24 protein-coding genes are annotated in these 24,148 nt (G+C 59.6%); 11 read left to right on the forward strand and 13 right to left on the reverse strand.

Annotation, left to right across the window (positions count from 1 at the left end; all coding sequences use genetic code 11):
• The 6 genes from VIL80_RS13655 to can form a co-directional block, all read right to left on the reverse strand.
• Positions 1 to 453 (reverse strand): tRNA 2-selenouridine(34) synthase MnmH (locus tag VIL80_RS13655; protein ID WP_527250118.1); only part of this gene is annotated, 453 nt, incomplete at its 3' end.
• Entirely contained in the window at positions 450 to 1,511 is a 1,062-nt protein-coding gene (gene selD, locus VIL80_RS13660) for a selenide, water dikinase SelD (protein WP_332036649.1), read from the reverse strand. The genes selD and VIL80_RS13655, both read right to left, overlap by 4 nt.
• A gap of 178 nt (positions 1,512 to 1,689) precedes the next feature.
• Positions 1,690 to 2,460, reverse strand: a complete 771-nt coding sequence (locus VIL80_RS13665) for a glycerophosphodiester phosphodiesterase (RefSeq protein WP_332036650.1) — start codon at positions 2,458 to 2,460, stop codon at positions 1,690 to 1,692.
• Positions 2,461 to 2,617: 157 nt separating this feature from the next.
• The gene (locus VIL80_RS13670; protein WP_332036651.1) at positions 2,618 to 3,154 is read right to left on the reverse strand and encodes a flavin reductase family protein; all 537 of its coding nucleotides are present in this window, start codon (positions 3,152 to 3,154) and stop codon (positions 2,618 to 2,620) included.
• Positions 3,155 to 3,282: 128 nt separating this feature from the next.
• The gene (locus VIL80_RS13675; RefSeq protein WP_332036652.1) at positions 3,283 to 4,929 is read right to left on the reverse strand and encodes an FAD-dependent oxidoreductase; all 1,647 of its coding nucleotides are present in this window, start codon (positions 4,927 to 4,929) and stop codon (positions 3,283 to 3,285) included.
• A gap of 144 nt (positions 4,930 to 5,073) precedes the next feature.
• Positions 5,074 to 5,730, reverse strand: coding sequence for a carbonate dehydratase (can, locus tag VIL80_RS13680; protein ID WP_527250119.1), 657 nt, complete (start codon positions 5,728 to 5,730; stop codon positions 5,074 to 5,076).
• A gap of 169 nt (positions 5,731 to 5,899) precedes the next feature.
• Between can and VIL80_RS13685 the strand changes: the two genes are divergently transcribed.
• On the forward strand, positions 5,900 to 6,100 hold the full coding sequence (locus tag VIL80_RS13685; RefSeq protein ID WP_332036654.1) for a hypothetical protein: 201 nt from the start codon (positions 5,900 to 5,902) through the stop codon (positions 6,098 to 6,100).
• A 34-nt stretch (positions 6,101 to 6,134) separates the two neighbouring features.
• Positions 6,135 to 6,635 carry a GNAT family N-acetyltransferase gene (locus VIL80_RS13690; RefSeq protein ID WP_332036655.1) on the forward strand — a complete coding sequence of 167 codons (501 nt, stop codon included), beginning with the start codon at positions 6,135 to 6,137 and terminating at the stop codon, positions 6,633 to 6,635.
• Positions 6,636 to 6,652: 17 nt separating this feature from the next.
• Here VIL80_RS13690 and VIL80_RS13695 read toward each other — a convergent pair whose 3' ends face one another.
• On the reverse strand, positions 6,653 to 7,498 hold the full coding sequence (locus VIL80_RS13695) for an SPFH domain-containing protein (protein ID WP_332036656.1): 846 nt from the start codon (positions 7,496 to 7,498) through the stop codon (positions 6,653 to 6,655).
• Positions 7,499 to 7,571: 73 nt separating this feature from the next.
• On the reverse strand, positions 7,572 to 8,033 hold the full coding sequence (locus VIL80_RS13700) for an NfeD family protein (protein ID WP_332036657.1): 462 nt from the start codon (positions 8,031 to 8,033) through the stop codon (positions 7,572 to 7,574).
• A 372-nt stretch (positions 8,034 to 8,405) separates the two neighbouring features.
• On the opposite strand from VIL80_RS13700, the gene VIL80_RS13705 reads away from it, so the two are divergent.
• The 9 genes from VIL80_RS13705 (at position 8,406) to VIL80_RS13745 (ending at position 18,742) form a co-directional block, all read left to right on the forward strand.
• Positions 8,406 to 9,122: a hypothetical protein gene (locus VIL80_RS13705; RefSeq protein ID WP_332036658.1), complete on the forward strand. Its 717-nt coding sequence runs from the start codon at positions 8,406 to 8,408 to the stop codon at positions 9,120 to 9,122.
• Between the two features lie 102 nt (positions 9,123 to 9,224).
• Complete coding sequence (locus VIL80_RS13710; protein ID WP_332036659.1) at positions 9,225 to 10,433, forward strand: phospholipase A; 1,209 nt, start codon at positions 9,225 to 9,227, stop codon at positions 10,431 to 10,433.
• A 22-nt stretch (positions 10,434 to 10,455) separates the two neighbouring features.
• A complete protein-coding gene (locus VIL80_RS13715) occupies positions 10,456 to 10,860 on the forward strand; it encodes an NUDIX hydrolase (protein ID WP_332036660.1) in 405 nt (134 codons plus the stop codon).
• Between the two features lie 145 nt (positions 10,861 to 11,005).
• Positions 11,006 to 13,012 (forward strand): aminotransferase class I/II-fold pyridoxal phosphate-dependent enzyme, encoded by a 2,007-nt coding sequence (locus VIL80_RS13720; protein ID WP_332036661.1) that lies wholly within the window; start codon positions 11,006 to 11,008, stop codon positions 13,010 to 13,012.
• Between the two features lie 34 nt (positions 13,013 to 13,046).
• Complete coding sequence (locus VIL80_RS13725) at positions 13,047 to 13,784, forward strand: SDR family NAD(P)-dependent oxidoreductase (RefSeq protein ID WP_332036662.1); 738 nt, start codon at positions 13,047 to 13,049, stop codon at positions 13,782 to 13,784.
• Positions 13,785 to 14,174: 390 nt separating this feature from the next.
• Positions 14,175 to 16,427 carry a TonB-dependent siderophore receptor gene (locus tag VIL80_RS13730; protein WP_332036663.1) on the forward strand — a complete coding sequence of 751 codons (2,253 nt, stop codon included), beginning with the start codon at positions 14,175 to 14,177 and terminating at the stop codon, positions 16,425 to 16,427.
• 84 nt (positions 16,428 to 16,511) lie between these two features.
• Positions 16,512 to 16,796: a hypothetical protein gene (locus tag VIL80_RS13735; protein WP_332036664.1), complete on the forward strand. Its 285-nt coding sequence runs from the start codon at positions 16,512 to 16,514 to the stop codon at positions 16,794 to 16,796.
• Positions 16,793 to 17,089: a hypothetical protein gene (locus VIL80_RS13740; protein WP_332036665.1), complete on the forward strand. Its 297-nt coding sequence runs from the start codon at positions 16,793 to 16,795 to the stop codon at positions 17,087 to 17,089. The genes VIL80_RS13735 and VIL80_RS13740 overlap by 4 nt, the downstream gene beginning before the upstream one ends.
• Before the next feature lie 21 nt (positions 17,090 to 17,110).
• The gene (locus VIL80_RS13745) at positions 17,111 to 18,742 is read left to right on the forward strand and encodes a PepSY-associated TM helix domain-containing protein (RefSeq protein ID WP_332036666.1); all 1,632 of its coding nucleotides are present in this window, start codon (positions 17,111 to 17,113) and stop codon (positions 18,740 to 18,742) included.
• Positions 18,743 to 18,863: 121 nt separating this feature from the next.
• Here VIL80_RS13745 and VIL80_RS13750 read toward each other — a convergent pair whose 3' ends face one another.
• The 5 genes from VIL80_RS13750 to VIL80_RS13770 form a co-directional block, all read right to left on the reverse strand.
• Entirely contained in the window at positions 18,864 to 20,309 is a 1,446-nt protein-coding gene (locus tag VIL80_RS13750; RefSeq protein ID WP_332036667.1) for a peptidoglycan DD-metalloendopeptidase family protein, read from the reverse strand.
• Positions 20,302 to 20,700 carry a BlaI/MecI/CopY family transcriptional regulator gene (locus VIL80_RS13755; RefSeq protein WP_332036668.1) on the reverse strand — a complete coding sequence of 133 codons (399 nt, stop codon included), beginning with the start codon at positions 20,698 to 20,700 and terminating at the stop codon, positions 20,302 to 20,304. Before VIL80_RS13755 ends, VIL80_RS13750 begins: the two co-directional genes overlap by 8 nt.
• Before the next feature lie 235 nt (positions 20,701 to 20,935).
• Complete coding sequence (locus tag VIL80_RS13760; RefSeq protein WP_332036669.1) at positions 20,936 to 22,597, reverse strand: isovaleryl-CoA dehydrogenase; 1,662 nt, start codon at positions 22,595 to 22,597, stop codon at positions 20,936 to 20,938.
• Between the two features lie 197 nt (positions 22,598 to 22,794).
• On the reverse strand, positions 22,795 to 23,799 hold the full coding sequence (holA, locus tag VIL80_RS13765; RefSeq protein ID WP_332036670.1) for a DNA polymerase III subunit delta: 1,005 nt from the start codon (positions 23,797 to 23,799) through the stop codon (positions 22,795 to 22,797).
• 28 nt (positions 23,800 to 23,827) lie between these two features.
• Positions 23,828 to 24,148 (reverse strand): LPS-assembly lipoprotein LptE (locus VIL80_RS13770; protein WP_332036671.1); only part of this gene is annotated, 321 nt, incomplete at its 5' end.

The raw sequence follows: 24,148 nt of genomic DNA on the forward strand, positions 1-24,148 counted from the left end.
GCAGTCGCGCACGGCACTTTCGATTTCCTCGATCAGGAAGGTGCGCATGGCCTTGTAGCCGCCCTGCACCCGCGGATAGGGCACCCCGGCTTCACGCAGCCACTGCTGGCTGATCTGCGAGCGCAGGCCGCCGCGGAAACAGAACAGATAGCCCTCCGGATGGGCCTGGGCAAATTCCGCCCAGGCTTCCACCCGCGCCTGTTTGGTCTTGCCGCTCACCAGTTCGTGGCCGAGGGCGATGGCCGCCTGCTGGCCGCGCTGCTTGTAGCAGGTGCCGACTTTCTGGCGCTCGATATCGGTCATCAGCGGCAGGTTTATTGCGTTCGGGAATGACCCCTTGTTGAATTCCACTGGCGCGCGGGTGTCGATCATCGGCAGGTCGTGCAGAAAAATCTCGCGGTAGTCCGCGCTGTCGGCGCGACTCGAACTCGGGCTGTACGACAGCTTGCTCATGCCACGATCACCGCGGCTTCGTCAGCGGCCTTTCTCGCGACCAGGCTGCCGATGGGCGAAAGCGCCAGGTCGAAGGCGGCCGCCGCCGCGAGAAATTCCTCCTCGCCGTCCGCCGCCACCGCTACCAGCAGTCCACCACTGGTCTGCGGGTCCGCCAGCAGCAGGTGCTGGCTGTCGTCGCCCAACTGTACCCGGTGGCCGTAGCTGTCGAAGTTGCGCCCGGTACCGCCGGGGATACAACCCTGCTCGAGGTAGTGTTCGATACCGACAATGCGCGGCACCGCGTCAAAGTCGAGTCGTGCCGTAAGGCCGCTGCCATCGGCCATCTCCACTAGATGGCCGAGCAGGCCAAAGCCGGTAACGTCGGTCATCGCCTGTACCGCGGGAATCTTTGCAAAGCGGCTGCCGGGGCGGTTGAGTGTGCACATCAGGTCGCGCGCCACACCCTGGTCCTCGGCGCGCAACTTGCCCTGTTTTTCCGCCGTGGTCAGTACGCCGATGCCCAGTGGCTTGGTGAGGTACAGGCGGCTGCCGGCGAGTGCGGTGTCGTTGCGTTTCAGCCGGTGTTTCTCCACCACTCCGGTCACCGCGAGGCCAAAGATGGGCTCCGGTGCGTCGATGGAGTGTCCGCCGGCCAGGGGAATGCCGGCGGCCGCGCACACCGCGCGCCCGCCGCGGATCACTTCCCGCGCCACTTCCGGCGGCAGCACATTTACCGGCCAGCCGAGAATGGCGATGGCCATCAGCGGGTCGGCGCCCATGGCATAGATGTCGCTGATGGCATTGGTGGCGGCGATGCGGCCGAAGTCGAAGGGATCGTCGACGATGGGCATGAAAAAGTCGGTGGTGGAAACCACGCCGCGTTCATCGTCCAGTGCGTAGACCGCGGCGTCGTCGCGGGAGGCATTGCCCACCCACAGATTCGGGTCGGGCAGCTGGACCTCGCTGTCCGCCAGAATCCTGTCCAGAACCGCCGGCGAGATTTTGCAGCCGCAACCGGCGCCGTGGCTGTACTGGGTCAGGCGGACGGGTGGAGTGGCGTTGGCCGTGTCGGTCATGGTGATCCCCGGGAATTGGATTTTGGGGGATTCTAACAAGGTTCGAAAACGCTGGCGGCGTTTTCCATCTGTGAAGGTTCGCGGGTGCCGAAGGCGGCCGGATTAGTCAGGCAGCGAAGGCGAAGGGGGGAGCTTCAAACCCGGAGTCGGAAGCTCCCAGAGTGGCTGCGGCGAGGATTCAGCCCGCCTGGTTCAGGTCTCCGAACTGATCGACCTGCTGGACGATCGCTTCCGCGGCCTTGGCGGTGTTGTAGTCCATCACCAGTTGCGGCTCATCGGTAAATATGCCGTCGGCGCCCATGTTTGCCACCAGATACAGGTCGTGGGGGTTGTTGACGGTGTAGACGTAGCTCTTGAGCCCGCGCCGGCGGCCGTCGGCGATCATCTCCGGGCACACAAAGTCGAGGCTCAGGTGCAGGGAGTAGGCCTCTAGCGGCACTGCGCAGGCGGCGAGATCCAGCGGCACACCGTCGATCAGCACGCCCCTGCGTACCTGCGGGATCAGCTTCAGGCATTCGTAAACCTGGCGGTGATCGAACGACGACAGGATGTACTGCTCGTAACTGGCGCCGTTGTCGCGGATGTAAGATTCCAGCTCCTGTGCCGCCAGCGCGGCGCAGTTGGGGCCTTTCAGCTCAATATTCAGCTGCACGTGGTTGCCCACCAGCTCAAGCACTTCCCGCAGGGTCGGTACCTGTTCACCACCGGGCAGCAGCATCTGGCGCAAGGCGGCTGGGGCGATTTCCGTCAGCAGCTCCCGCCCCGGCAGCAGGCGCCCGAGGCGACGGTCGTGCTTGACGATCAGCTCGCCACCTACGTTCCACACATCGATTTCAATACCGTCGATATCGAACTCGAGCGCATGGGTGATGGCCTGCAGGGTGTTTTCCGTGGCCCGCTTCGGGTAACCCCGGTGGGCAAAACAGAACAGGGTATCGGTACTGTACATTTCGACGTCCACAGTTGCGGAGGCCTCCCAAGGGTGTACCAGAAGTATGACGTTGAGGTGACGCACCCGCCGAAAATTTATACAAATTCCTGCGGGTTTACGGCGTCAATATAGCCCGGAAAGCATCCGGAACAGACAGGATTCTTTGGCGATGCGGTTATTCGCCGGCCAGGGCGCGGTAGCGGCCGCGGTGGAAGATCAGGGGCTCGCCGCCGCTGGCAGAGAACTCGAGTACCTCACCCAGCAGAATAGTGTGGTCGCCGCCTTCAATATTCTGCGCGCGGCGGCAGTGGAACAGGGCGGCGCAGTCGTCCAGCTGCGGGATATTGCCCGGGCCGCTGTGCCACTTCACCTGCCCGAACTTGTCGGCGCCGCGGCCGGCAAACAGGTTGGAGACATGCTGCTGGTCGCCCTTGAGCACGTGCACCACAAAATGCTCGGACTGGGTGAAGGCGTCGTAGCTCATGGAGCCGCGGTCGATGCTCCACAGGATCAGCGCCGGGTCGAGGGACACGGAATTGAAGCTGTTGACGGTCATGCCCACCGGCTGGCCGTTGCCATCGAGGGTGGTGATCACGGTGACACCAGTGGCGAACTGGCCCAGGGTGTCGCGCAGGGCGCGGCCGCGCTCCGCCGGGGACTGCTCGGTACTGACTGTATTGGCCTGGGCCGCGGATTTGCTGGATGCCGTCATACTTCGATCAAAAATTGCTCAAATTTTGTGCTGGCGGCCATTTTACGGGAAAACTGGCCGCGCTGTCGGATTTTCTTTGCTACCGCGGGAATGGGGCAGGAATGGGGAAAGACCAGCTGGGCTGGCCTTCAATCCATCAGCGGCGCACAGCGTTTGCTGAGGGTGTCGCGCTCGGTAATCGCACTGCCGGTGAGGGCAAAGCCCAGCAACTTGCCGGTATTGTCCACGAATTCCGCGCGCACGCCGTCCGTGGATGCCGAGACCTGCCACTCCCCCTCGCTGCCGCGCCGCGGCGGGCACACCACGGTGGGGCGCAGGGTGGTTTTCACCGCTACCGGCATGCTGCCGTAGTGCACCGATGTCGGCGTGCCGCAGAGGGTCTGGGCCAGGGCGCGGGCGCTCTGGGTAAGCGGGGCCACAAAGTAGAGGCTGTGACCATCCACTTCGGCACAGTCTCCGAGTGCGAAGACGTTGGCGTCGCTGGTGCGCAGTTCGCGGTCGGTGACGATACCGCGATTGGTGGTGATGCCGGCGGCGTGTGCGAGCCCGGTATTGGGGGTGAGGCCGAGGGCGGCGAGGGCAATATCGGCGTCAATACTGCTGCCATCCGCCAGCTGCGCGCGGATGCCGCCAGCACTGCGAGCAATGGCGGTAACGCCGGCGCCGAAGTGAAAACGCACCCCGGCCTGCTCCAGAGTCTGTTGGATATCGCGGCCGGCGGCTTCCGGCAGCAGGCTGGCCAGGGGCCAGGGCTGCAGGTCCACCACATCCACCGCGAAGCCGGCCTGCACCAGGTCGTTGGCAAATTCACAGCCGATCAGGCCGGCGCCGATCAACAGTACCCGTTTGTGGTTGGTGAGCGCTGTGCGGAAACGGTGGTAATCGCCGAGGCTGTTGACCCGGAACAGGCGCGACAGGCCGTCGCCTGCCACCGGCGGCAGCGGCGCGCAGCTGGCGCCGGTGGCGAAAACCAGGCGGCTGTAGCGCAGTTCGGAGCGGATGCCGCCGTTGTCGGACACCAGTGTCAGCAGCTGTGACTCGCTGTTCACATCGGTTACATGGGTGTGCACCAGGATTTCCGCATTCAGTTCCCGCGCCATGTCCTCGGCACTGGCACTGGCCAGTTGTGCGGGGGTCTTGCCGTGGGCGAGGGAAGCGGACAGCAGCGGCTTGGAATAGAAGGTGCCGTCATCGCCACTGATCAGCAGTAGCGGAGTGCGCTGGTCCAGCTTGCGAAACTCTTTCGCCAGGTGATAGCCGGCGAGGCCGGTGCCGATGATGACCAGGGGATCGATGTCATCCAGTACCGGTGCTGCGGGGGGCGCGGACACTTCTTCCGCCTGCGGCTGGCTGACCAGCACCATGTCAAAGTCTTCCTTGCCCACCCCGCACTCGGGGCAGGTCCAGTCGTCGGGAATGTCCTCCCAGCGGGTGCCGGCGGGAATGCCTTCTTCCGGGGCGCCTCTGGCCTCGTCATATACCCAGCCGCACACCATGCACTCCCAGATGCGGCCGGCAGCGGTTTGTGGCTTGGCGGCGACGGTCGCGGATGGTTTGCTGTCAGCGGCTGCGGAGGGGGCGGCCGCCTTTGGCGCCGCGCCGGCTACCTCCAGCATGGCGAATTCGTCCTTGGTGGCACCGCACTCGGGGCAGGTCCAGTCGTCGGGGATGTCTTCCCAGCGGGTGCCGGCGGGAATGCCGTCATCCGGCGAGCCCTTGGCCTCGTCGTAAATCCAGCCACAGATCTGACATTCCCAAACACGAAAATCGGACATGTTTACCCCTGATACCGCTTTTATCTATTCGGTGTGATTTTTTTGAGGTTGGGGAGTGTAGGGAAAAACGGAGGGAAAGTTAACTTGCGGTTACCACTGTTGGTAACCGCGAGCCAATTGGCGGATTTCGCCCGCTGGCGGGGATCAATCTTTGCCGCGCTGGGCGAGGCTGGTGAGCGCGCGGTGATACACGTCGTGAATCTGCGCGGTGTTTTCCACCGTGATCTCCAGGTCGTTGACCAGGCCGTTGGACAGGCCGTAGCACCAGCCGTGTACCGAGAGATCCTGGCCCCGCTCCCAGGCGTCGCGCACCGGGGCGGTCTGGCACACGTGGATCACCTGTTCCAGCACATTAAGCTCGCACAGCAGGTCCACACGATCCTCTTCCGGGAACAGCTCGATCAGGGTGTGGTGTTTGTCGCGCACGTCCTTGATATGGCGCAGCCAGCTTTCGATGAGGCCGAGGCGGGTGTCCTCCAGCGCGGCACGCACGCCACCACAGCCGTAGTGCCCCACCACCATGATGTGTTTGACCTTGAGCACTTCCACCGCGTACTGCACCACCGACAGGCAGTTCAGATCCGAGGGCACCACCACGTTGGCAACATTGCGGTGTACAAAGAGTTCACCGGGCAGCAGGTCGACGATCTGGTTGGCGGGTACGCGGCTGTCCGCGCAGCCTATCCACAGGTATTCGGGCGATTGCTGTTCGGAGAGTTTGAGGAAGAAATCGGGCTTTTCCCGACGGGTAGACTCGGACCACTCACGGTTTTTCTGGATCAGATCTTTTAGCTGTGACAAGGCAATCATTCCGTTGGGCTGCATTGATCAGGCAGGATAGCCTTTTTGGCAGGACGCGCCAATGCACTATGGCGGTGCCTGCTGTATCGAAGGCCGGTGTCACATCTGCTAATCTGCGCCGTCACCCGAAGTTCGCCGAGCAACTCGACAACCCAAAAGGAGAGGCCGTATGGGGCTTCGCAACTCCGTGATTCGCCGCCCGCGCCGCCTGAACAAACACAACGCCACTCTGGCGCGCCGGCGCAAGAAAGTGCGCTGGCTGTTGGCCCAGCGTGCCCGCGTGCGCAATTACCGACGCTTTTTTAATGTGCAGTGCGAGATCGGCGCAAGGGCCGAGGCCAGGCGACAGGCGGGCGAACAGACACCATGAATAAATTGAATACAGCAGACGTGGAGGTTGGGGTTTGACAGAGCAGAGCAGCGCACCATTGGAAATAGTGCTGGTGGATTACCGCGATCAGAAGCAGGCGGCAGATCTGTTGGCACTGCTGGATGAGTACGCACGAGATCCCTGCGGTGGCGGCGAGCCACTGCCGGACAACTGCCGCAACGATCTGATTGAGCGACTGGCGACCTTTCCCGGTGCTTTCTCGGTCATCGCATACCGCGGGGATACGCCGTTGGGGCTGACCAACTGCTTTATGGGCTTCTCCACGTTCCTGTGCAAACCACTGGTGAACATTCACGACATGATGGTGAGTGAAGCGGCGCGTGGGCAGGGCGTTTGCACCCTGATGATGGAAAAGGTGGCACAGGAAGCCCGCGAGCGCGGCTGCGTCAAGATCACTCTGGAAGTATTGGAGAAAAACCATCCCGCCCGTACGGCCTATCGCAAATGCGGCTTCAAGCCCTATGCGCTGGATGAGGAGTACGGGCAGGCAGAATTCTGGCAGCGCTATTTATAACGCTGCCAGGGTCACGGTTAGCGATTCAGTAAGCCCTTGATGGCATGGGGAAGATCCGCCGGGAAGATGATGTTCTTGGCGTTGTCTGAGGTGGAGAGGTTTTCCAGCGCGCCGATATAGCGTTCGCCCAGCAGGTACATCACTGGCAGCTCCTGGTCGCTGATGGCACGGGTTACCCGCTCGATGGCCTCACGGCTGGCATCGGCCAGCACGATCTGCGCCTGTGCGTCCCGCTTGGAGGCCTCAAGGCGGCCGTCCGCTTCCAGAATGGCCGCCTGCTTTTCACCTTCCGCACGAGTTACCGTGGCGCGGCGCTGGCGCTCTGCCGCCGCCTGTTCTTCCATCGCCTTCTGCATGGTCGCAGACGGATTGATGTCTTGGATTTCCACCGTCTTCAGGTTGATGCCCCAATCCGAGATGTCGTCGGAAATGGCTTCCTTCAGTTTTGCCTTGATCAGGTCGCGGGATGAGAGCGCCGAGTCCAGTGACATCTCGCCGATTATGGAACGCAGCGCCGTCTGCACCAGGTTCTGGATCGCAATTTCGTAATCCTCCACCCCGTACACCGCTTTTTCTGGCGATACGATATTGATGTAGGCCACGGCGTTGGCAATGATGGTGGCGTTGTCTTCGGTGATCACCTCCTGTGACGGAATATCCAGCACGATATCCTTGGTGGTCACCTTGTAGGGCACCTGATCCACATAGGGAATGATGATGTTCATGCCCGGGTTCAGGGTGCTGTGGTATTTACCCAGCCGCTGCACGATATGTTTGGAACCCTGGGGCACAATGCGCACGCCCATGCCGATGGTGATGATCACCAGAATCACCAGCGCTACTACTACAGATAATCCTTCCACGTTTTACTCCCCTAAAAATTCCACATTGAAACCGTCGTTATAAAAAAAATTGCCGGCGCTGTCGCCGAACCTGTCAAAGCGGGCTGACTACCAGGGTATTGCCGGAAATATTGAGCACCTTGACCCGTTCACCGATAGCGATTTCGCTGGTGCTCATGAACTGCCACTCGTCCTCCCCCAGAATTGGCGCCGGGAAACGCAGGCGGCCGCGGGGCCTGCCGATATTGGATTCGATCACCGAACCCACCTGGCCGGTGAGTGCCTCCATGGCCATGCCGGAGGTGGTGCGGTCTTTCCAGTTGGGCTTGATAAATTTCAGCCACAGCAGCACCAGCGCAACCGACAGGCCAGCCCACAACAGCAACTGCGCGGTGATGGGAATACCCACGACTAGCAGCAACACGCCGATGGCGAGTGCCGCGAGCCCGAACCAGAACAGGATAAAACCGGAAACAAAAATTTCCGCGGTGACCAGCAGCAGCCCGAGAACGAGCCAGTGCCAGTAGGCGATGTGTAAATTGAGCCATTCGAGCATATAGGCCTTTCTCCCTGTAGAACTCCATTTCGAGCCTTGATGTAACCAGCTCGTGTAACAAGACCACCGATTATGCCCCAAAGTCACATACGGCGAGCACTTTGCCGTTCCTGCAAGGTAAGGGGCCGCAAATGGTCTCCCGTTCCCGGACATAATCGCGGGCGGTAAATATTCACTCAGGTGATGTCCGAATCTGTGTTTTTACCCTCACAAAAAGTTCCCGCAAATTTCACAAATCCGCAGCAAATCTGTACCCCTGTGCAATACTTTTTGCAGGTAAGAGTGCGGTAATCCATGCATCAATTTTGTGCGCTTGCACCAATCAATTCACCTTCAGCATCAAGAGAAATCACGGACGAAGATCTTATGCGAATGACTGCTAACCTGGCCCAGGGCCGATACCAGTACAGCTGTGATGGCCGAACGATGCCCGTGCAGGACGACTGGCAGTTGGGGCGCGATGAGAAGGGCGGCCTGATGCTGGTCAGCCGCCGGCTGGTGGGCGAGCAGGGGCATGGAATGGAAGTTCATGCCCTGATGAGCGCGGGCCTGGTCACCGAATGCCGCGTGGTGTGGAAAGACGAGATGGACGAGGTAAACGCCCACTATCGTCTCGCCCCCGCTGCCGGCGAGGCACCCGCCATGGGCAACCCCATTGAGGCGGAGTGGACCGGTCCCAATGGGTTGCAGCAGAGCGTGCTGACCGGCAATAACCGGCTGCTGTTTCCTCTGATGCGGATCTTCATGGGGCCGCTGCTGCTGCGCCTGTGCGATATGGAATTTGGTGTGGAAGTGGTGGCGCCGGATATTGTCGATCCATCCCAGCGCGGCAAGCTGCTGGCGCCGCGGGTGAACCATCGCCGTGCCGCGATACTCCCCGGAGATGCCAATATTCAGGGGGTACACGACCTGGGGCCAGATATCCGTGTCTTTTCCTATCTCGGCGATGAGGCCGAGCGCGATGCCCACTGCTTTGTCGACCATCGCGGCCTGCTGGTGGGCTACGACTGGCCGAGCAGCACCGGACGGTTGTGGCAGGTACGCCTGCGTGATCTGGAGTGGTCCCCGGAACTGGTGTCCCTGTGCTGAATCGTCAGGTGATCCAGCGTTGAACAGGATCTGATCCGCCGCACAACACCCTTTTACAAACCGTGTACACTGGCGCCCTGCATCTGTCCAGGAGCGCCTGTTTTGTCTGTATTCCGTCGCCGTTTCCCTCTTCATCTTGTTAAACCGATAGCCCTGTTCCTGTTGTGTGGAGTTCAGCTCTCCTCGTACGCCGTGGCCCAGGAGCCGAACCTCGACGGCGTTGCCCAACAAGCAGAACGCGGGGGCGAACAGGTACCAACACAGGGAACGGAACAGGTGCCGCCGCCAGATCAGGAAATAGAACTGCTGCAGATGGACGACTCGCTGCAGAGCGAGGAGCGGCGCCAGCAAAACTGCCTGCGGGAACAGCTGCTTACCGCGCCCGCCAATATCACCCTGGAAGAAATGCGTATCCGTTGCGAGCTGGCGGTGATACGTGACAACCCGCAAGCGGAAACCCCGCTGTTCGCCACAGTGCCAGAAGCGGAGCCGCCCGCGGAGGGGCAGGTACTGTTCAGCAAGCGTGCCAAGGCCATTCGCGAAGCGGCGGAAAACCCGTTTACGCTCGCTTCTCACAAGGTCAATTACCTGCTGCCGGCCACCTATAACCCGCACCCCAACAAAGCCGGTCTTGAAGATGTGACGGTAAATGGTGAGCCCATCGACCTGGATTCGATGGAAGTGCAGTTTCAGCTCTCGGTACAGGTGCCGGTATGGCGGGGCTTCCTCGGCAAGGCGTCGTTCATGAGTGTCGCCTACACCAACCGTTCTTTCTGGCAGGCCTACAATTCCGACGATTCCTCGCCGTTTCGTGAAACCAACCACGAGCCGGAGCTGATCATGACCTGGCTGAATGACTGGACCGTGTTCGGCTTCCAGAACGTCGCCAACCAGCTCGCCATCAATCACCAGTCCAATGGCCGCAGCGAACCGTATTCCCGCAGCTGGAACCGGATTTACGCCAATTTTGTGTTTGAACACGACGAGTACTATTTCGCGTTCAAGCCCTGGTACCGCATACGCGAAAGTCGCGAGGAAGACGACAATCCGGATCTCGAGTACTACCTCGGCCACTTTGAACTCACCGGCGGTGTGGAAATCGGGCAGCACGCGGTGTCGCTGATGCTGCGCAACAATTTGCGCTCGGACAACAAGGGCGCGGGCGAGCTGCGCTGGAGCTTCCCCATGGGGCATCGGGTACGGGGTTACGTGAAGTATTTCAATGGTTACGGCGAGAGCCTGATCGACTACGATGAGTCGGTACAGACTTTGGGTATCGGCTTCGAGCTGGCCCGGGGTACCGGAAGCTGAGCTCAAACCGCAAGGTCCACGGATGGGATTTGACGATACCTACAAACTGAGCGCTCATGCGGTTATCACCAACCTCGAGGGCGCCGTGCTGCAATTGCGCGCCACCTACGCCGATAAATCCTGGGGGCTGCCTGGTGGCGCACTGGATCTCGGTGAAACGATTCACGAGGCGCTGCATCGGGAGTGCCGTGAGGAGTTGGGGCGGGACATCGTCATCGACTACCTGAGCGGCGTCTATTACCACCGCGTTTACAATTCCCACGTATTTATTTTTCGCGCGCACTTCAAGGGTAATGGGGGCATTACCCTGTCATCGGAGCACTCGGAATTCGAGTATTTCACGGTCAATGATTTGACGCCCGTGCAACGAGTTCGTGTGCAACATTGTCTGCAATTCAATGGTGAAGTGCAGAGTGCTAAGTTCTAATGTGATCACATTTTTCATTGGTTGATTTTGTATTTCGACCAATTTTCGACACGAATCCCCAAATCATTCCAACCCTCCGTTTTCGTCGTCTGCCTCATTTAGTATCCGCCTTCTATGCTTAAAGATAAGAAGAAGCGATATGGAAATGACGATGCCTGATCTGGGCAATCTGAGAGAGCAGCGCCAGCCACTGGAGTGCCGGGTGGCACTGGTCAGTAATGACCGCGATCTCAGTTGCAATTGGGTGAGCGCGCTCAATACCACCGCCGCCCAGCATGAAAATCCCCTCGGGCTGCGTTTCGAGTCGGTGATGCACAGCGCGCTGGAAAATTACCTGCTGTCAGAGGACAAACTGCAGGCGCTGATCATCGATGCCGGCTGCAGCCCCGAGGAGCTGAAGGGCGCGGAGGCACTGGCGGATCGCCTGCATGATCTGCGTGCGCAGTTGAATGTGTTTCTGGTGGCGCAGGATTCATTTCTGAGCGACCAGGGCGGGGCACCCGCTTCTGTGCGCAAGCGCTTCGATGAATTGTTCGACCGCCGCGAGTGCAATTTCAACCAGATGTTTCGCCTGGTGCAGGCATTCATCGCCCGCCGCGCTTCCACGCCATTTGCCGACACGCTGAAGGAGTATGTGTTCTCCGCCCGCGATGCCTGGCACACCCCCGGTCACTCCGGTGGTGACAGCCTGCGCAACAGCCCCTGGGTAGGGGACTTCTACCGCTTTATGGGGGAGCACGTGTTCAACACGGATCTCTCGGTTTCGGTACAGGTACTGGACAGCCTGCTTGAGCCCCACTCGGTGATCCAGGAGGCCCAGGACCTGGCTGCGCAGGCCTTTGGTGCCGAGCACACCTTTTTCCTCACCAATGGCACGTCCACCGCCAATAAGGTGGTGATCCAGCAGATACTCGGTGGCGGCGGAAAAATCATTGTCGATCAGGCCTGTCACAAGTCGGTGCACCACGCGATTGTGATGAACCGGGTGGAGCCGGTGTATCTTAAGTCCACCCTGCATCCCCAGTTCGGTATCTACGGCCCGGTGCGCCGCGCGGATATCGAAGCGGCGCTGGACGAGCACCCGGATGCGGGACTGCTGGTGATTACCTCATGCACCTACGATGGCCTGCGCTACGATCTCAAGCCGATCATCGACTACGCCCACGAGCGCGGCGTGAAGGTACTGATCGATGAGGCCTGGTACGCTCACGGATATTTCCACACCGAACTGCGGCCGACAGCACTCGAGTGTGGTGCCGACTATGTCACCCAGAGCACGCACAAGATGCTGTCGGCCTTTTCCCAGGCCAGCATGATCCACGTGCAGGACCCGGATTTCGACGAGTTCCGCTTTCGCGAAAACCTCAATATGTACGCCTCCACCAGCCCGCAGTATCTGATGATTGCGAGTCTGGATGTGGCGCGTAAACAGATGGCGATGGAAGGTTACGGCCGCCTGCGTCACTGCCTGCAGATGGTCGAGACCCTGCGCCGCGAAGTGGATGCCACCGGGGTTTTCCGGGCGCTCACCTGCGCAGATCTGATCCCCGCGCCCTTGGCCAATGACAATATCCGTCTCGACCCCACCAAGGTCACCATTGATGTAACCGGTAGCGGTTTTTCCGGCAAGGAAATACAGGTAAAACTGTTCGACCAGTTCGGTATCCAGGTGGAGAAGACCACCTACAACACCATCACGGTACTGGTGACCATCGGCAGTACCGAGAGCAAGCTGCTGCGCCTGGTGCACGCACTGAAGGAACTTGCGCGCAGCCCGCGCCGCCGTCGCAGCCATATCAGCGCATCGCGCCAGCTGCCGGAATTTACTCGCCTGAGTTGCCTGCCCGCGGACGCTTATTTCGCGGAAACCGAAGAATTGCCGCTGATGGACAACGGCGTGGCGGCGGAGAAGAAACTGGTGGGGCGCACCTGCGCCGACGAGATCGTGCCCTATCCCCCGGGGATTCCCGTGCTGGTACCGGGGCAGGAAATCTCCGCGCAGATCGTGCAGTTCCTGCAGCAGATGTTGCAGGGACAGAACACCACGGAAATACACGGGCTGATCTTCCGCTCCGACGAACCCATGTTGCGGGTAGTAAAAGTTTCCGAGAAACAAGTCGGAAAAGCCCCGCCTGCCAAGCTGGAAAAGTAATCCACTAGAGGGCAACACGAGGACCGCACTGTCGATGAGCCAACCGGAAAATTCGTCGCCAGCGTGTGTTCTTGTGGCCGGGGCCAGTGGCGGTCTCGGCCTGGCAATATGTCGAGAGTTGATTGCGCGGTTTCCCCGCGCAAAACTCCTCACTGTCAGTCGCGGGGAACTGCCTATTGCGCCCACCCAGTCTCACCTTAAAGCCAATCTGAGTGACCCGGAATCGGTGCCTACGGCAGCCGAGTGGCTGCAATCGCAGCCACTGCCGAACTGGGTGATTAATTGCTGCGGCACACTGCACTGGGATGGACACTTGCCGGAAAAAAACCTCTTGCAGTGCACCGATGACGCACTTTTTCGCAGTATTTCCATCAATGTCCTGAGCCACCTGCATCTTGCGCAGGCGCTATCACCGCAGCTGCGGCGACACTCTCCTCTTACCTGGGCGTCGCTGTCGGCCAAAGTCGGAAGTATCGAAGACAATGGTCTCGGTGGCTGGTACAGCTACCGCATGAGCAAGGCGGCCTTGAATATGCTGGTGCGCAACCTCTCCATCGAGTGGGGCCGCAAACTCGATTTCTGCCGGGTAGTGGCGATTCACCCCGGTACTACGGATACCACGCTTTCCAAACCGTTCCAGAAAAATATTGCTGCGGACAAACTGTATTCGCCTGTGCTGAGTGCGGCGAGAGTGGTTTCCGTGCTCGCAGGATTGAAGGAGTCCGATACCGGCAGGCTCCTCTTTTGGGACGGAACCTCGATACCCTGGTAGCAGGCGATGGCCGCGCGCAACCCTATTGGTCATATTGGCGACCGTGCTAACCCCCTCTGAAATTCCTGCTTCCGCTCTGTGTCGGCTGTGCCGCAGCTGTACATCCTCTGCCACTAGATTCATCCCGATACCCCATCACTGGCTTTGTTAATCGCTCGAAAGTAGCCACCCAATTTCTATCACTGCTCTACGCGCTGATCAATTTTTGATCCAGGTAGGCAGTGGCGAATGAATTTGTGGCATGTCGCCTTGCATTAGTCCGTGCACGCCACTATATTCGCTCCTGAAAAACAAAGAGCTAATGATAATCGTTTGCGTTTATTGTGGGTGGGAGATAAATGGGGCCACTCGCACTTTCTGATCTTCTGACAAAAAATCATCGGAGTTGATATGGCATTGCGACCACCAGCGTCCGCCAGCATTCTGGCGGCGTCACTTCTGTTTATCGGTATTGCCCAGGCCAATGCCCAAACTGCAGGCGGGCAGGGGGAAATGGCGGAAAACCTGGAAGAAGTGGTGGTGACCGCCACCGGGCTTTCCAAGGCAATGTCCGCAACCAAAGCGGGTATCCCGATCATCGAGTCCGCGCAGACCATTTCGGTAATCAGCCGCGAGGAGATCGACCTGCGCGCGGCATCCACGATTGCCGACGCCCTGTCCTATACCGCCGGCGTGCAGCCGGAGCCTTCCGGTATCGACAGTCGCACCGATGAGATTTCCGTGCGCGGCTTCGGCGCCGGTGGCTTCTCTTCCAACAACAATTTTGTCGACGGCCTGCGGCTGCCGGCGGGCGGTCAGTGGACCCGCTTTGGCTTCGACACCTTCGGTCTGCAACAGGTGGAAGTGCTCAAGGGGCCATCCAGCGTGTTGTACGGGCAGGCGGCGCCGGGCGGTATGGTGAACATGGTGACCAAACGCGCTAACGGCCAGACCCAGCGCGAGGTGCAGGTACAGGGCCAGGGTTATACCGACCTGGATAATTTCTCCGGCCGCATCGCCACGGATTTCGGCGGCACTCTGAATGAGGCCGGTAGTGTGAGCGGGCGACTTGTCAGTGTGATTGAAGATGGCGGCAGTCAGGTCGATGGTGTAGACAAGAGCCGCTACTACCTGTCACCCAGCGTGACCTGGACGCCGGGTGATGCGACCACCTGGACCTTCCTCACCCAGTACCAGCGCGATGAGGGCGGGGCCACGTTCCAGTTCCTGCCGGCACTCGGTACCTACGCCGCCTCCAATGGGCAATACATCGAAAACGACGCCAATATCGGTGAGCCGGACTGGAATACCTTCGATCGAGACCAGCTGTTGGTCGGTTCCTTTTTCGAGCATGCAATCAACGACAACCTGACCCTGCGCAACAACGTCCGTTACACCCATATCGATACCCTCTATCGGGTCACGGTGTTGTCGGGTGATACGGTCACCGACTGCTCTGCAACCACATACGGTGACCAGTGTATCGATGGCCAGACCATCGGCCGTCGCGCAGTGCAGGGCGACGGAGATAGCGATGGATATGCCATCGACACCCAACTTGAAGGGCGCTTTGTAACCGGCAATCTGGAACACACGTTGCTCGGAGGTATGGATTACTTCAACACCGAATGGGAACACTACCGCGATCTGGTGAGCCTGCCAGGGTTACCCAGCGGACAGGTCGATCCGCTGTGGGATATCTTCAATCCGGAATCCCGCGGCAGCAGCAACTACGCGGAAAACATGAACCCGCAGGTGTACGGCTCTTCGGAAAGTAAACAGACCGGTGTCTATCTGCAAGACCAGATAAGTGCAGGTAAGTTGCGTTTCAATATCGGAGGTCGCTACGACTGGGCGGACGATACCAGTGTGAATCTGTTGACCGATGCGAAATTCGCCACCGAAGCCGATGAATTTACCTGGCGTACCGGCGCGGTTTACCTATTCGAAAATGGTCTCGCGCCCTATGTGAGCTATTCCGAATCTTTCCTGCCGCAGGTGGTTGATCCGTCCTCCACCCTGGATGGTGTGCTGTTTGAGCCCACTACCGGTGATCAGGTGGAAGCCGGTGTGCGTTTCCAGAGTGGCAACAATATTTACCTGAGTCTGGGTGCGTTTGAAATCACCCAGCAAAATGTAGCGACCTCGGATCCCAACGGTACCCTTTGCGGCCGCCGTGTGTGCCAGGTCCAGGCCGGTGAAGCTCAGGTAAAAGGTGTGGAACTGGAAGGGCGCGCTGCACTGACATCCGGCACCACGCTGATCGCCTCTGCTTCCCGTCTCGATGCCGTGGTCACCGAATCCAACGATCCGATTGTCGGCAACAAACTGCAGCAGGTGCCCGATGTACTGGCGTCGCTGTTTATCAATCACCGCATTGAACAGGGCAGTCTGGCGGGCCTGGGCTTCGGCGCCGGTGTGCGTTACACGGGTGAGAGCTACGGCGACACCAACAACACACTGCGCATGGACGACTACACCCTTTTCGACCTGCTGGCCCGTTACGACTTCGGTGCCACACGTCCGGAGTTCGAAGGCGTTTCTGTATCGCTGAATGCACGCAACATCAACAACGAGCGCTATCTCGTGACTTGTGGCACCTCTCAATCCTGTTTCTATGGGCAGGGCCGGGTAGTCACTGCGCGTCTGCAATACAGCTGGTAAACCAGAATCTTCAAATACAAAACTAAGGCCCGCCCGGTGGGCCTTGCTGCATTTTATTTTTCGTGTGACCACCGGAGAAATTCTGTGATTTCACTTTTTTTGACGGCTGCCGCATTACTGATCGTACTCGGCGCCGGTCTGCTGTATCTCGCAAGCCCCAACCAGCGTTTGTATGCCGCGGCGCTACCTTTACGTTTGTTGGCGTTGACCGGGATGTTGCTACTCCTAGTTGCACTGCTTCTGTTGCTGCAATTTTCCGGTTCCGCCACATCGGTATTTATCTTGCTGACCGGCGTGATGCTTATGTGGACGGTACCGCCCATGGTTATTGGTTATCTGCGGCATAAGCGGGGAGGGAAAACATCGTGAAACCACCGGTACTTTCCAGCCGCAACTGGTTCGGTAAAGCCGGAGCCGGAGCCGTCGCCGGCTTTTTTCTGGCACTGGCCATCTGTGGGATGTTGGTCCAGTTCGGACCACTTGAGATCGGTTTTTTTTCCGCCCGGGCGCAGCTCACCATGTGGCTGATGGCTCCGCTGTGGGCACTGATATTGAGTTTCTGTTTTCTGTTTCACAACGGCGCGCGCGCCTGGACCTGGCTCGGCGGGGCGAATCTGCTGTTGTGGGGGCTGTTGTATGGCAGCCGGTTATTGATGGCGTAAGTTGGGTATAGGCAAACAATCATGAAAATACGTAGCGACATTGTGCGCATGTACCGGGATATCCACAGTTGGGTCGGTATTGTCTGTGGCCTCGCACTGTTTATCGCGTTTTACGCAGGGTCTATCACCATGTTCGAAGCGCCGCTGCAGCGCTGGGCTTCGGCACCGATGTCAATCAGTGAGCACACGCCACTGGAAAAAACACCGGAGCTTGTGGAAAAAGTGCTGGCGGAATACCCGAAGGCCGCTATCAACTACGAAATTACTCTGGAACCCGGTATTGAACGCCCGGCGCGTATGAGCTGGAGTAGTGGTCCGCGCGGCAGTGGAACCACCTATTATGCGGAGCTGGGCGAAGATGGTTCTTTGCAGGTACACAGTGAGGGGCCTTCGGCGGTAGGGCAGCTGGTGGATGATCTGCACCGTCAGATTGGAATTCTGATAGATCACGATATCGCCATGCCTATCATGGGCACAATATCCCTGCTGTATTTTATTGCTCTGGTTTCCGGAGTAATCGTGCTGTTGCCGACGCTGGTTAAAGACCTGTTTATTTTGCGCATCGGCAAAAACCTGAAGCGGATGTGGCTGGATCTGCATAACGCCCTCGGCCTGTTCAGTTTACCGTTCCACATCATCATGGCACTGACCGCGGTGGTTTTCGCATTTCACGACCAGTTCTACGGTGCACAGGGAGCGCTGCTCGAAAAAAATGGCCGCGCACCGGCAGAGGTACAGGTGCAGCACCATCAGCCGCCGCTGAATCCGCAGCAGATTGTTGCGCGCCTGCAGGAGCAGGCACCGGGCTTTGAACCCATCTACCTCAATTATCACTTCGACAAAGACCACGGTTTGGAAATGCGCGTAGCGGGCAGTAACTCGCGCTATGGTATGCGCGGCGCAACGTTTGGATACGCCGGCGTTGATCCCTTCACGGGCGATATCACCGTGACAAGCTATATGCCCGGTGAGCAGGATGGCTGGTTTGCTACAGTAACCAGTTTCTTCGCGCTGCACTTCGGTAATTTCGGTGGCAACCCGGTGCGCTGGGCTTACTTCCTGCTGGGTCTCGCCGGTGCGGTACTGTTTTACACCGGTAACCTGTTGTGGATCGAGACCCATCGCAAGAAACGTCGCAAGGGCTACGAGCATTTAGGTGTGACCCAGACGCGCGCCTCGAAAATCCTCGGAGCACTGACGGTGGGAGTTTGCCTCGGCTGTATAGCCGGTATTTCCACCACCATCGCCGCGGCCAAGTTGCTGCCGTTGCGGGCCATTGGCGCCGATGCCATGTTCACCTGGCACAGCGGGATTTACTACGGGGTATTTATCCTTGCAATTGCCTGGGCATTTGTTCGCGGGGCGGCCAGCGGTGCGGTGGATCTGCTATATGCATCTGCTGTCGCCACACTGTTGATCCCACTGGTGAGTCTGTTGTCGGCACTGGTGCCCGGTTTCGGCTGGAACCATGGGGGCAGCGGTTATCTGATCGATCTGGTGGCCGCGGTCGGCGCCGTGAGCTTTGTATTCCTCGCGCAGAAAACGCGGAAGCGCATTCACAGTGCACCGGAATACAGCATCTGGTATGTGGCTGACGTGTTATCCACAAAGCCTGATACGATTGGCAAAATGGAAGCATCCACCGCAAAGTGATTTTTGTACTGCCGATTACTGCCGCTGAAATAAATAAGCCGCGTATCGCACGGGAAACACCGGTGCGGTACGCGACCTTTTTATTCAGAGTATCGTTGCCGGCGAATTCGCAATCAGCGAGTTATTGCTTTGCCAGCACCAACACCGGTTGCTTGGCAAAAAATGGAACCTGGCTTGCCGGGTCAACCACTTCGCCGTCCTGGTGCAGCTCCCAGTGCAGGTGCGGCCCGGTGGCCTTGCCGGTGCTGCCCACCAGACCGAGGATCTGACCCTGTGTGACCCTTTCACCTTTATTCACCAGGCGTTTGTCCAGGTGTGCATAGAGGGTTTCCGTACCATTGCCATGGTCGATAATCACCACTTCACCTCTGGCTCCATCGGTGCCAGAGAAGGTGACCACGCCCGCCTTGGGTACCTGTATCTGGGTGCCCCGGGCGGCGCTCAGGTCGATACCCTTGTGCAGGCGTTTTTTATTGTGTTGCTCGTCTTTGATCGGCCAGGGTCGCATACCGAAACTGGATGTAACCTTCGCGTTGGGCAACGGATTGATGAACGCCTCCGCGACCTTGTCGGCCAGTGCCAGCTGTGGCTGCAGGCTCAGCAACAGGGCGCCGCCGAGGGTCGCGGCCCACAGCGCGGTGTTGGGGCGCTTGCGGGCGCTCAGTTTGCCGTTCAGAATATGGCGGATTCTCATGGTGAAGCTCCTTTGGTTTTGCGTTGAGAATGCCGCGACAGGATCATTGCCGTGAGCTGTCGCGGTTTGGCGGAGGGTCTTCAGCATTGCTTCTGCATAGGCCCTCCGCCGTTTCGGGTTTTCTTTTCTGAGTACCTGCTCGTCACAGCCCTGCTCCAGGGCCGCCACCGCCAATTTCGCCAGCGCTTTTAACGGCCAGTTGAACCACAGCAGAGCCGCCATCCATTGCAGGCCCTGTACCACCAGTGGATCCCGTTGCGCCAGATGCTCCAGTTCGTGACGGACAACCAGGCGGATCTGTTCGAGGGACAGGTTATCGAGCATCCACTGGCTGAGTACCAGCGTCGGTGTCGGCAGGGCAGCGGCGAAAGGGGAGATCCGTTGCTGCACCAGGACCAATTTCAATTTTTCCGGCGCATCTATCACGCCCAGGTGCCGCGCCAGTTCCCCCTGTGGCGGTAGTAGCTTGCCGCGCTTCACCAGCTTGACCAGTCGCCAATGGCCCAATACCAGACGCCCCAGACTGATGGCCGCGCCCAGTACCCAGATCCAGCCCCAGGCCATAAGTAGCCAAGACCAGGAAACGTCGGAGTCGTTGATTTCGCTGGTGGGCACTGCCGCATAAGCGGCTGTGTGGGTTGGCTCTGTCAGTGCCGGGAGGCTGAGTTGAATGGCCGGCGCGTTTTCTGCGGCGGGCAGGAATCCCAGGCAAAAACTGGCGAAGGTCAGCACCGCGGCCGCCAGCCAGGGCTCGCGCCAGCTGTTAAGCCAGGCAAGGCGGTGGGAAAGCACAAGCAGTGTCGCCAGCGCGGTGGCGCCGACCGTCAGGGAGATGATGCTGGACAGGGCCAGTTGCGCGAGCCACTCAATCATCGCCGTCTCCCTGTTGCGTTTCTCCTTCGCCTTCCTGTGCCAGCAGCGCTTCCAGTTCCATCAATTCGGCTTGGCTGAGCAGTTCGCTCCCGGCGAAGAAGGACGCCGGCACCGGACCCTTGATCTCCAGCACTCGCTCTGCGAAATCCCGCGCATACGCAGCCAGCGTTGGAACCTTATCCGCTTTGGCTTCGAACACCTTCAGTCCGTGCACTTCCAGGACCTGTAGCAGGCCTTTGTCCTGCATGCGGTCCAGTGTCTTGCGCGTGGAGGAGTAGGACCAGTCCAATTGTTCTGCAATCTGCTGGTGGATCTCGCGGGCGCTGAGGGGCGACTGTTGCCAGAGTGCCTTGAGGATTGCCAGCTCGGATGCCGAGGGTTGCGGTTTCATAGGGATGCGCCTTGTGACTGATGGGGTAACTGTACGACACGTGTCGCATGTGCGCAACATATGTCGCCTTTCGCATTCAAAGAGGGGTTAAGTGGTGCGGTGAGCAGCGGCTTTGAAAGAGTAGGGAACGGGGAGTGTCGAGGTAGACGGGAGCCCCGGGCCGCGAACGATCAGTGAATTTGAAACTGTCGAGAATCGCTGGCACGGCCGGGGCAGGTATGAGATTTGTGCTGGGTTACGCGATGGTAAGTGGATTGCCGCGCTCGATAATCGCCTTTACGTCCACGCCTACCGGCAGGGTGCCGGTATTGCCGATACCCTGTGCACCCAGGCGTGAGGCGATGAAGCCCTCGGCCACCGCGCTGTTGCCGGACTGCATCAGCAGATGGCTTTGCATGGTCAGTGCCAGCTGGTCGACGATATGTCGCGCGCGGTATTCAATATCGTCCATGCTCGCGAGCTGGTTTTTCAGTTGTGCGATGGCGCGGTCGTAGCGCAAGTCGCTGCCTTTGCTCCGCTCCAGTTCGTCGAACCAGTTGTTGAGCACGGCCGGGGTTTTGGCGATGGCGCGCAGGACGTCCAGTGCCTGGATGTTGCCGGAGCCTTCCCAGATGGCATTGATTGGCGCGTCGCGGTAGAGGCGGGCGGTGATGAAATTTTCGATCACACCGTTACCGCCGAGACACTCCATGGCTTCGTAGGCGTGGTGCGGGGTGCGTTTGCAGATCCAGTATTTGCCCACTGCGGTGCCGAGGCGCATCAGCAATTTCTGCTGTTCCTTATCGAGGTGGTCCATTGCTTGCGCCATGCGCATGGTCAGGGCGACAGAGCCCTCCGCTTCCAGCTGCAAGTCCGCGAGCACATTCTGCATGAGCGGCTGCTCAATCAGGGTTTTGCCAAACGCACTGCGCTGGCTGGCGTGGTAGATCGCCTGCACCACCGCCTGGCGCTGGCCGCCGCTGGAACCGATCATGCAGTCGAAACGAGTGGCGGAAACCATTTCGATGATTGCCGGCACGCCGCGCCCCTCTTCGCCCACCAGCCAGCCGATTGCGCCGCGCAGTTCGATTTCCGAGGAGGCATTGGAGACATTGCCGGCCTTGTCTTTCAGGCGCTGCACCTGGATCGGATTTTTTGTACCGTCCGGACGCCAGCGCGGTACCAGGAAACAGCTCAGTCCCGCTTCGGTCTGCGCCAGCACCAGGAAGGCGTCGCACATGGGGGCAGAGGTGAACCACTTGTGGCCGACCAGTTCGTAACTGCCGTCGCCGACCGCAGTGGCGGTCGTGGTGTTGGCGCGCACATCGGAACCGCCCTGTTTTTCCGTCATCCCCATGCCGATGGTGAGCGCGGATTTTTCGGTGTGTGGGCGGTTGCTCGGATCGTAGCCGCGATCGGTAATTTTCGGCAGCCACTCCTTCGCGAGCGCAGGGGTCAGGCTAATGGAGGGCACCGAGGCAAACGTCATAGTGATTGGGCAGCCGTGGCCGGCTTCCACCTGACTGTGCAGGTAGTACTTGGCCGCGCGCACCACATGGGCGCCGGGCTTGGGATCTGTCCAGGGGGCGGAGTGCAGGCCCTCGCTCAGCGCCAGTTGCATCAGCTGGTGATAGGCGGGGTGGTAGTTGACCTGGTCTATGCGATTGCCGATGCGGTCATGGGGCTCAAATTCGGGTTTGTAGTGATTGGCCTGAAAGCCGCGCTCGATCCACTCCGGTCGACCGCAGATCTCGCCATAGCGCTGCAGATCGTCTTCTCCCCAGTGGCCACCGTTATGCGCGACGGCGTCTTTAAGTGCGGCATCGCCGGCGTAAAGATTGTGCCCCTGTAGGGGTTTTGGCTGGTTGAGCACGGTATGGGTGTTGGCGAAGTCGGGAAGTATTTTTTTATCGGTCATGGATATTGGTCTCTGCCGTTCTACCGGTACTGATGGGGCAAGCTTAGCCAGCTCAGTTGGCAATGCCGAATATCCTAGAGGTTTGCGCCGTTGCAGGCTTGTCTGGGGGCGCCCTATTGATTGGCTTGTTATGCCAAATTGACAGAAATGCGATGCAGGCGCATTGATTTGCTTCCTGCATCCTTCGTGGAGGCGCGCTAAATGCTGCGCCGGCCTGATAGATTCAGCGTCAGCTCCAGCAACCCAGCCCAGGGGTCCATTTCCTTGCCGCCTTTGATGGCGTTATCCACCGCGCGGGCGCGCAGCAGGAAGTTTTCCAGTTGGCGCGGACGCAGGCGTTGGCAGGCGGCCTGGATCAATGGCTGGCGCTTCTGGATGCGCACCAGGCGGTTGATTGGCTGGCCCTGCTCCAGTTTCTGCTGGGTCTCCAGCAAGGTGCGGATTTCGCGTGCTATGGCCCACAACACTACCGCGGCTTCCACACCTTCTGCACGCAAGCCCTGGAGTGTGCGCACCGCACCAGCGGCATCGGCGGCCAGCGCCTTGTCGATCAGGCCGAATACGTCGTAGCGTGCGGAGCTGGCCACGGCGTTGTTCATGATGTCGGCGGTGATGATGCTGTCCTGTGCCAGCAGTTTCAGCTTTTCAATTTCCTGGCTGGCGGCGAGCAGGTTGCCCTCGACGCGCTCGGCAAGAATCTGGATGGCTTCCGGCTCGGCTTCGAGGCCAGCGCTACGTAGACGCTCGTGTATCCAGCGGGGCATTTCCGTGGCATCCACCGGCCAGATCTGGATGAGCACGCCGCGCGCTTCCAGTGCCTTGACCCATTTGCTGTTGAGCTGGGCGCGGTCGAGCCTCGGCAGCACGAGCAGCAGCAGGGTGTCGTCTGCGCCCATGCTGGCAAATTCCTGCAGGGCCTTGCTGCCCTTGTCGCCGGGCTTGCCGCCGGGCAGGCGCAGTTCGATGATTTTTTTGTCGGCGAACAGGGAGAGACTACCGGCGGCGGAGAGCAGTTGGCCCCAGTCGAAGTTGTGTTCGCCGTGCAGCAGGTCGCGCTCAAAGAAGCCGTGTTTGCGCGCGGCGTCGCGGATGCTGTCGCAGCACTCCTGCACCAGCAGCGGTTCGTCGCCGGTGACGACGTAGATCGGGGCTATGCCCTGGCGCAGGTTCTGGCCGAGTTGCCTGGGAGTAATGCGAGCCATGCTGTTCTCTTGCCCTTGTCCTTGGCCCTCAGGGGGTGGCGGGGTTGTCGGTGACGGGCGCGCTGATATCCAGGCGGCGAATGCGGTCGATGATGCGGCTGATGAGTTCGCGGCGCATCTCTTCCCGCTGCAGGCGCTCTTCTTCACCTTTACTGACGACTTCGTTGTCGTCCCATTCCAGGGTGCGGTAGACGTCGGCTTTGGCGTTGGTGAGCAGGTCGTGACCGGTGTTGTCACGCACGCTGTATTCGGCGCTGGTGATGAGTTCGTATTCGGAGGCGCGGCCTTTGGCATCCACGGAGACGGTGCGTTTCTGCTCGGTTTCTTTGTGGATGGTGAGGGTGAAGTC

The organism is Microbulbifer sp. (genome assembly GCF_036563125.1).
In the GTDB taxonomy this organism is placed as follows: Bacteria; Pseudomonadota; Gammaproteobacteria; order Pseudomonadales; family Cellvibrionaceae; genus Microbulbifer.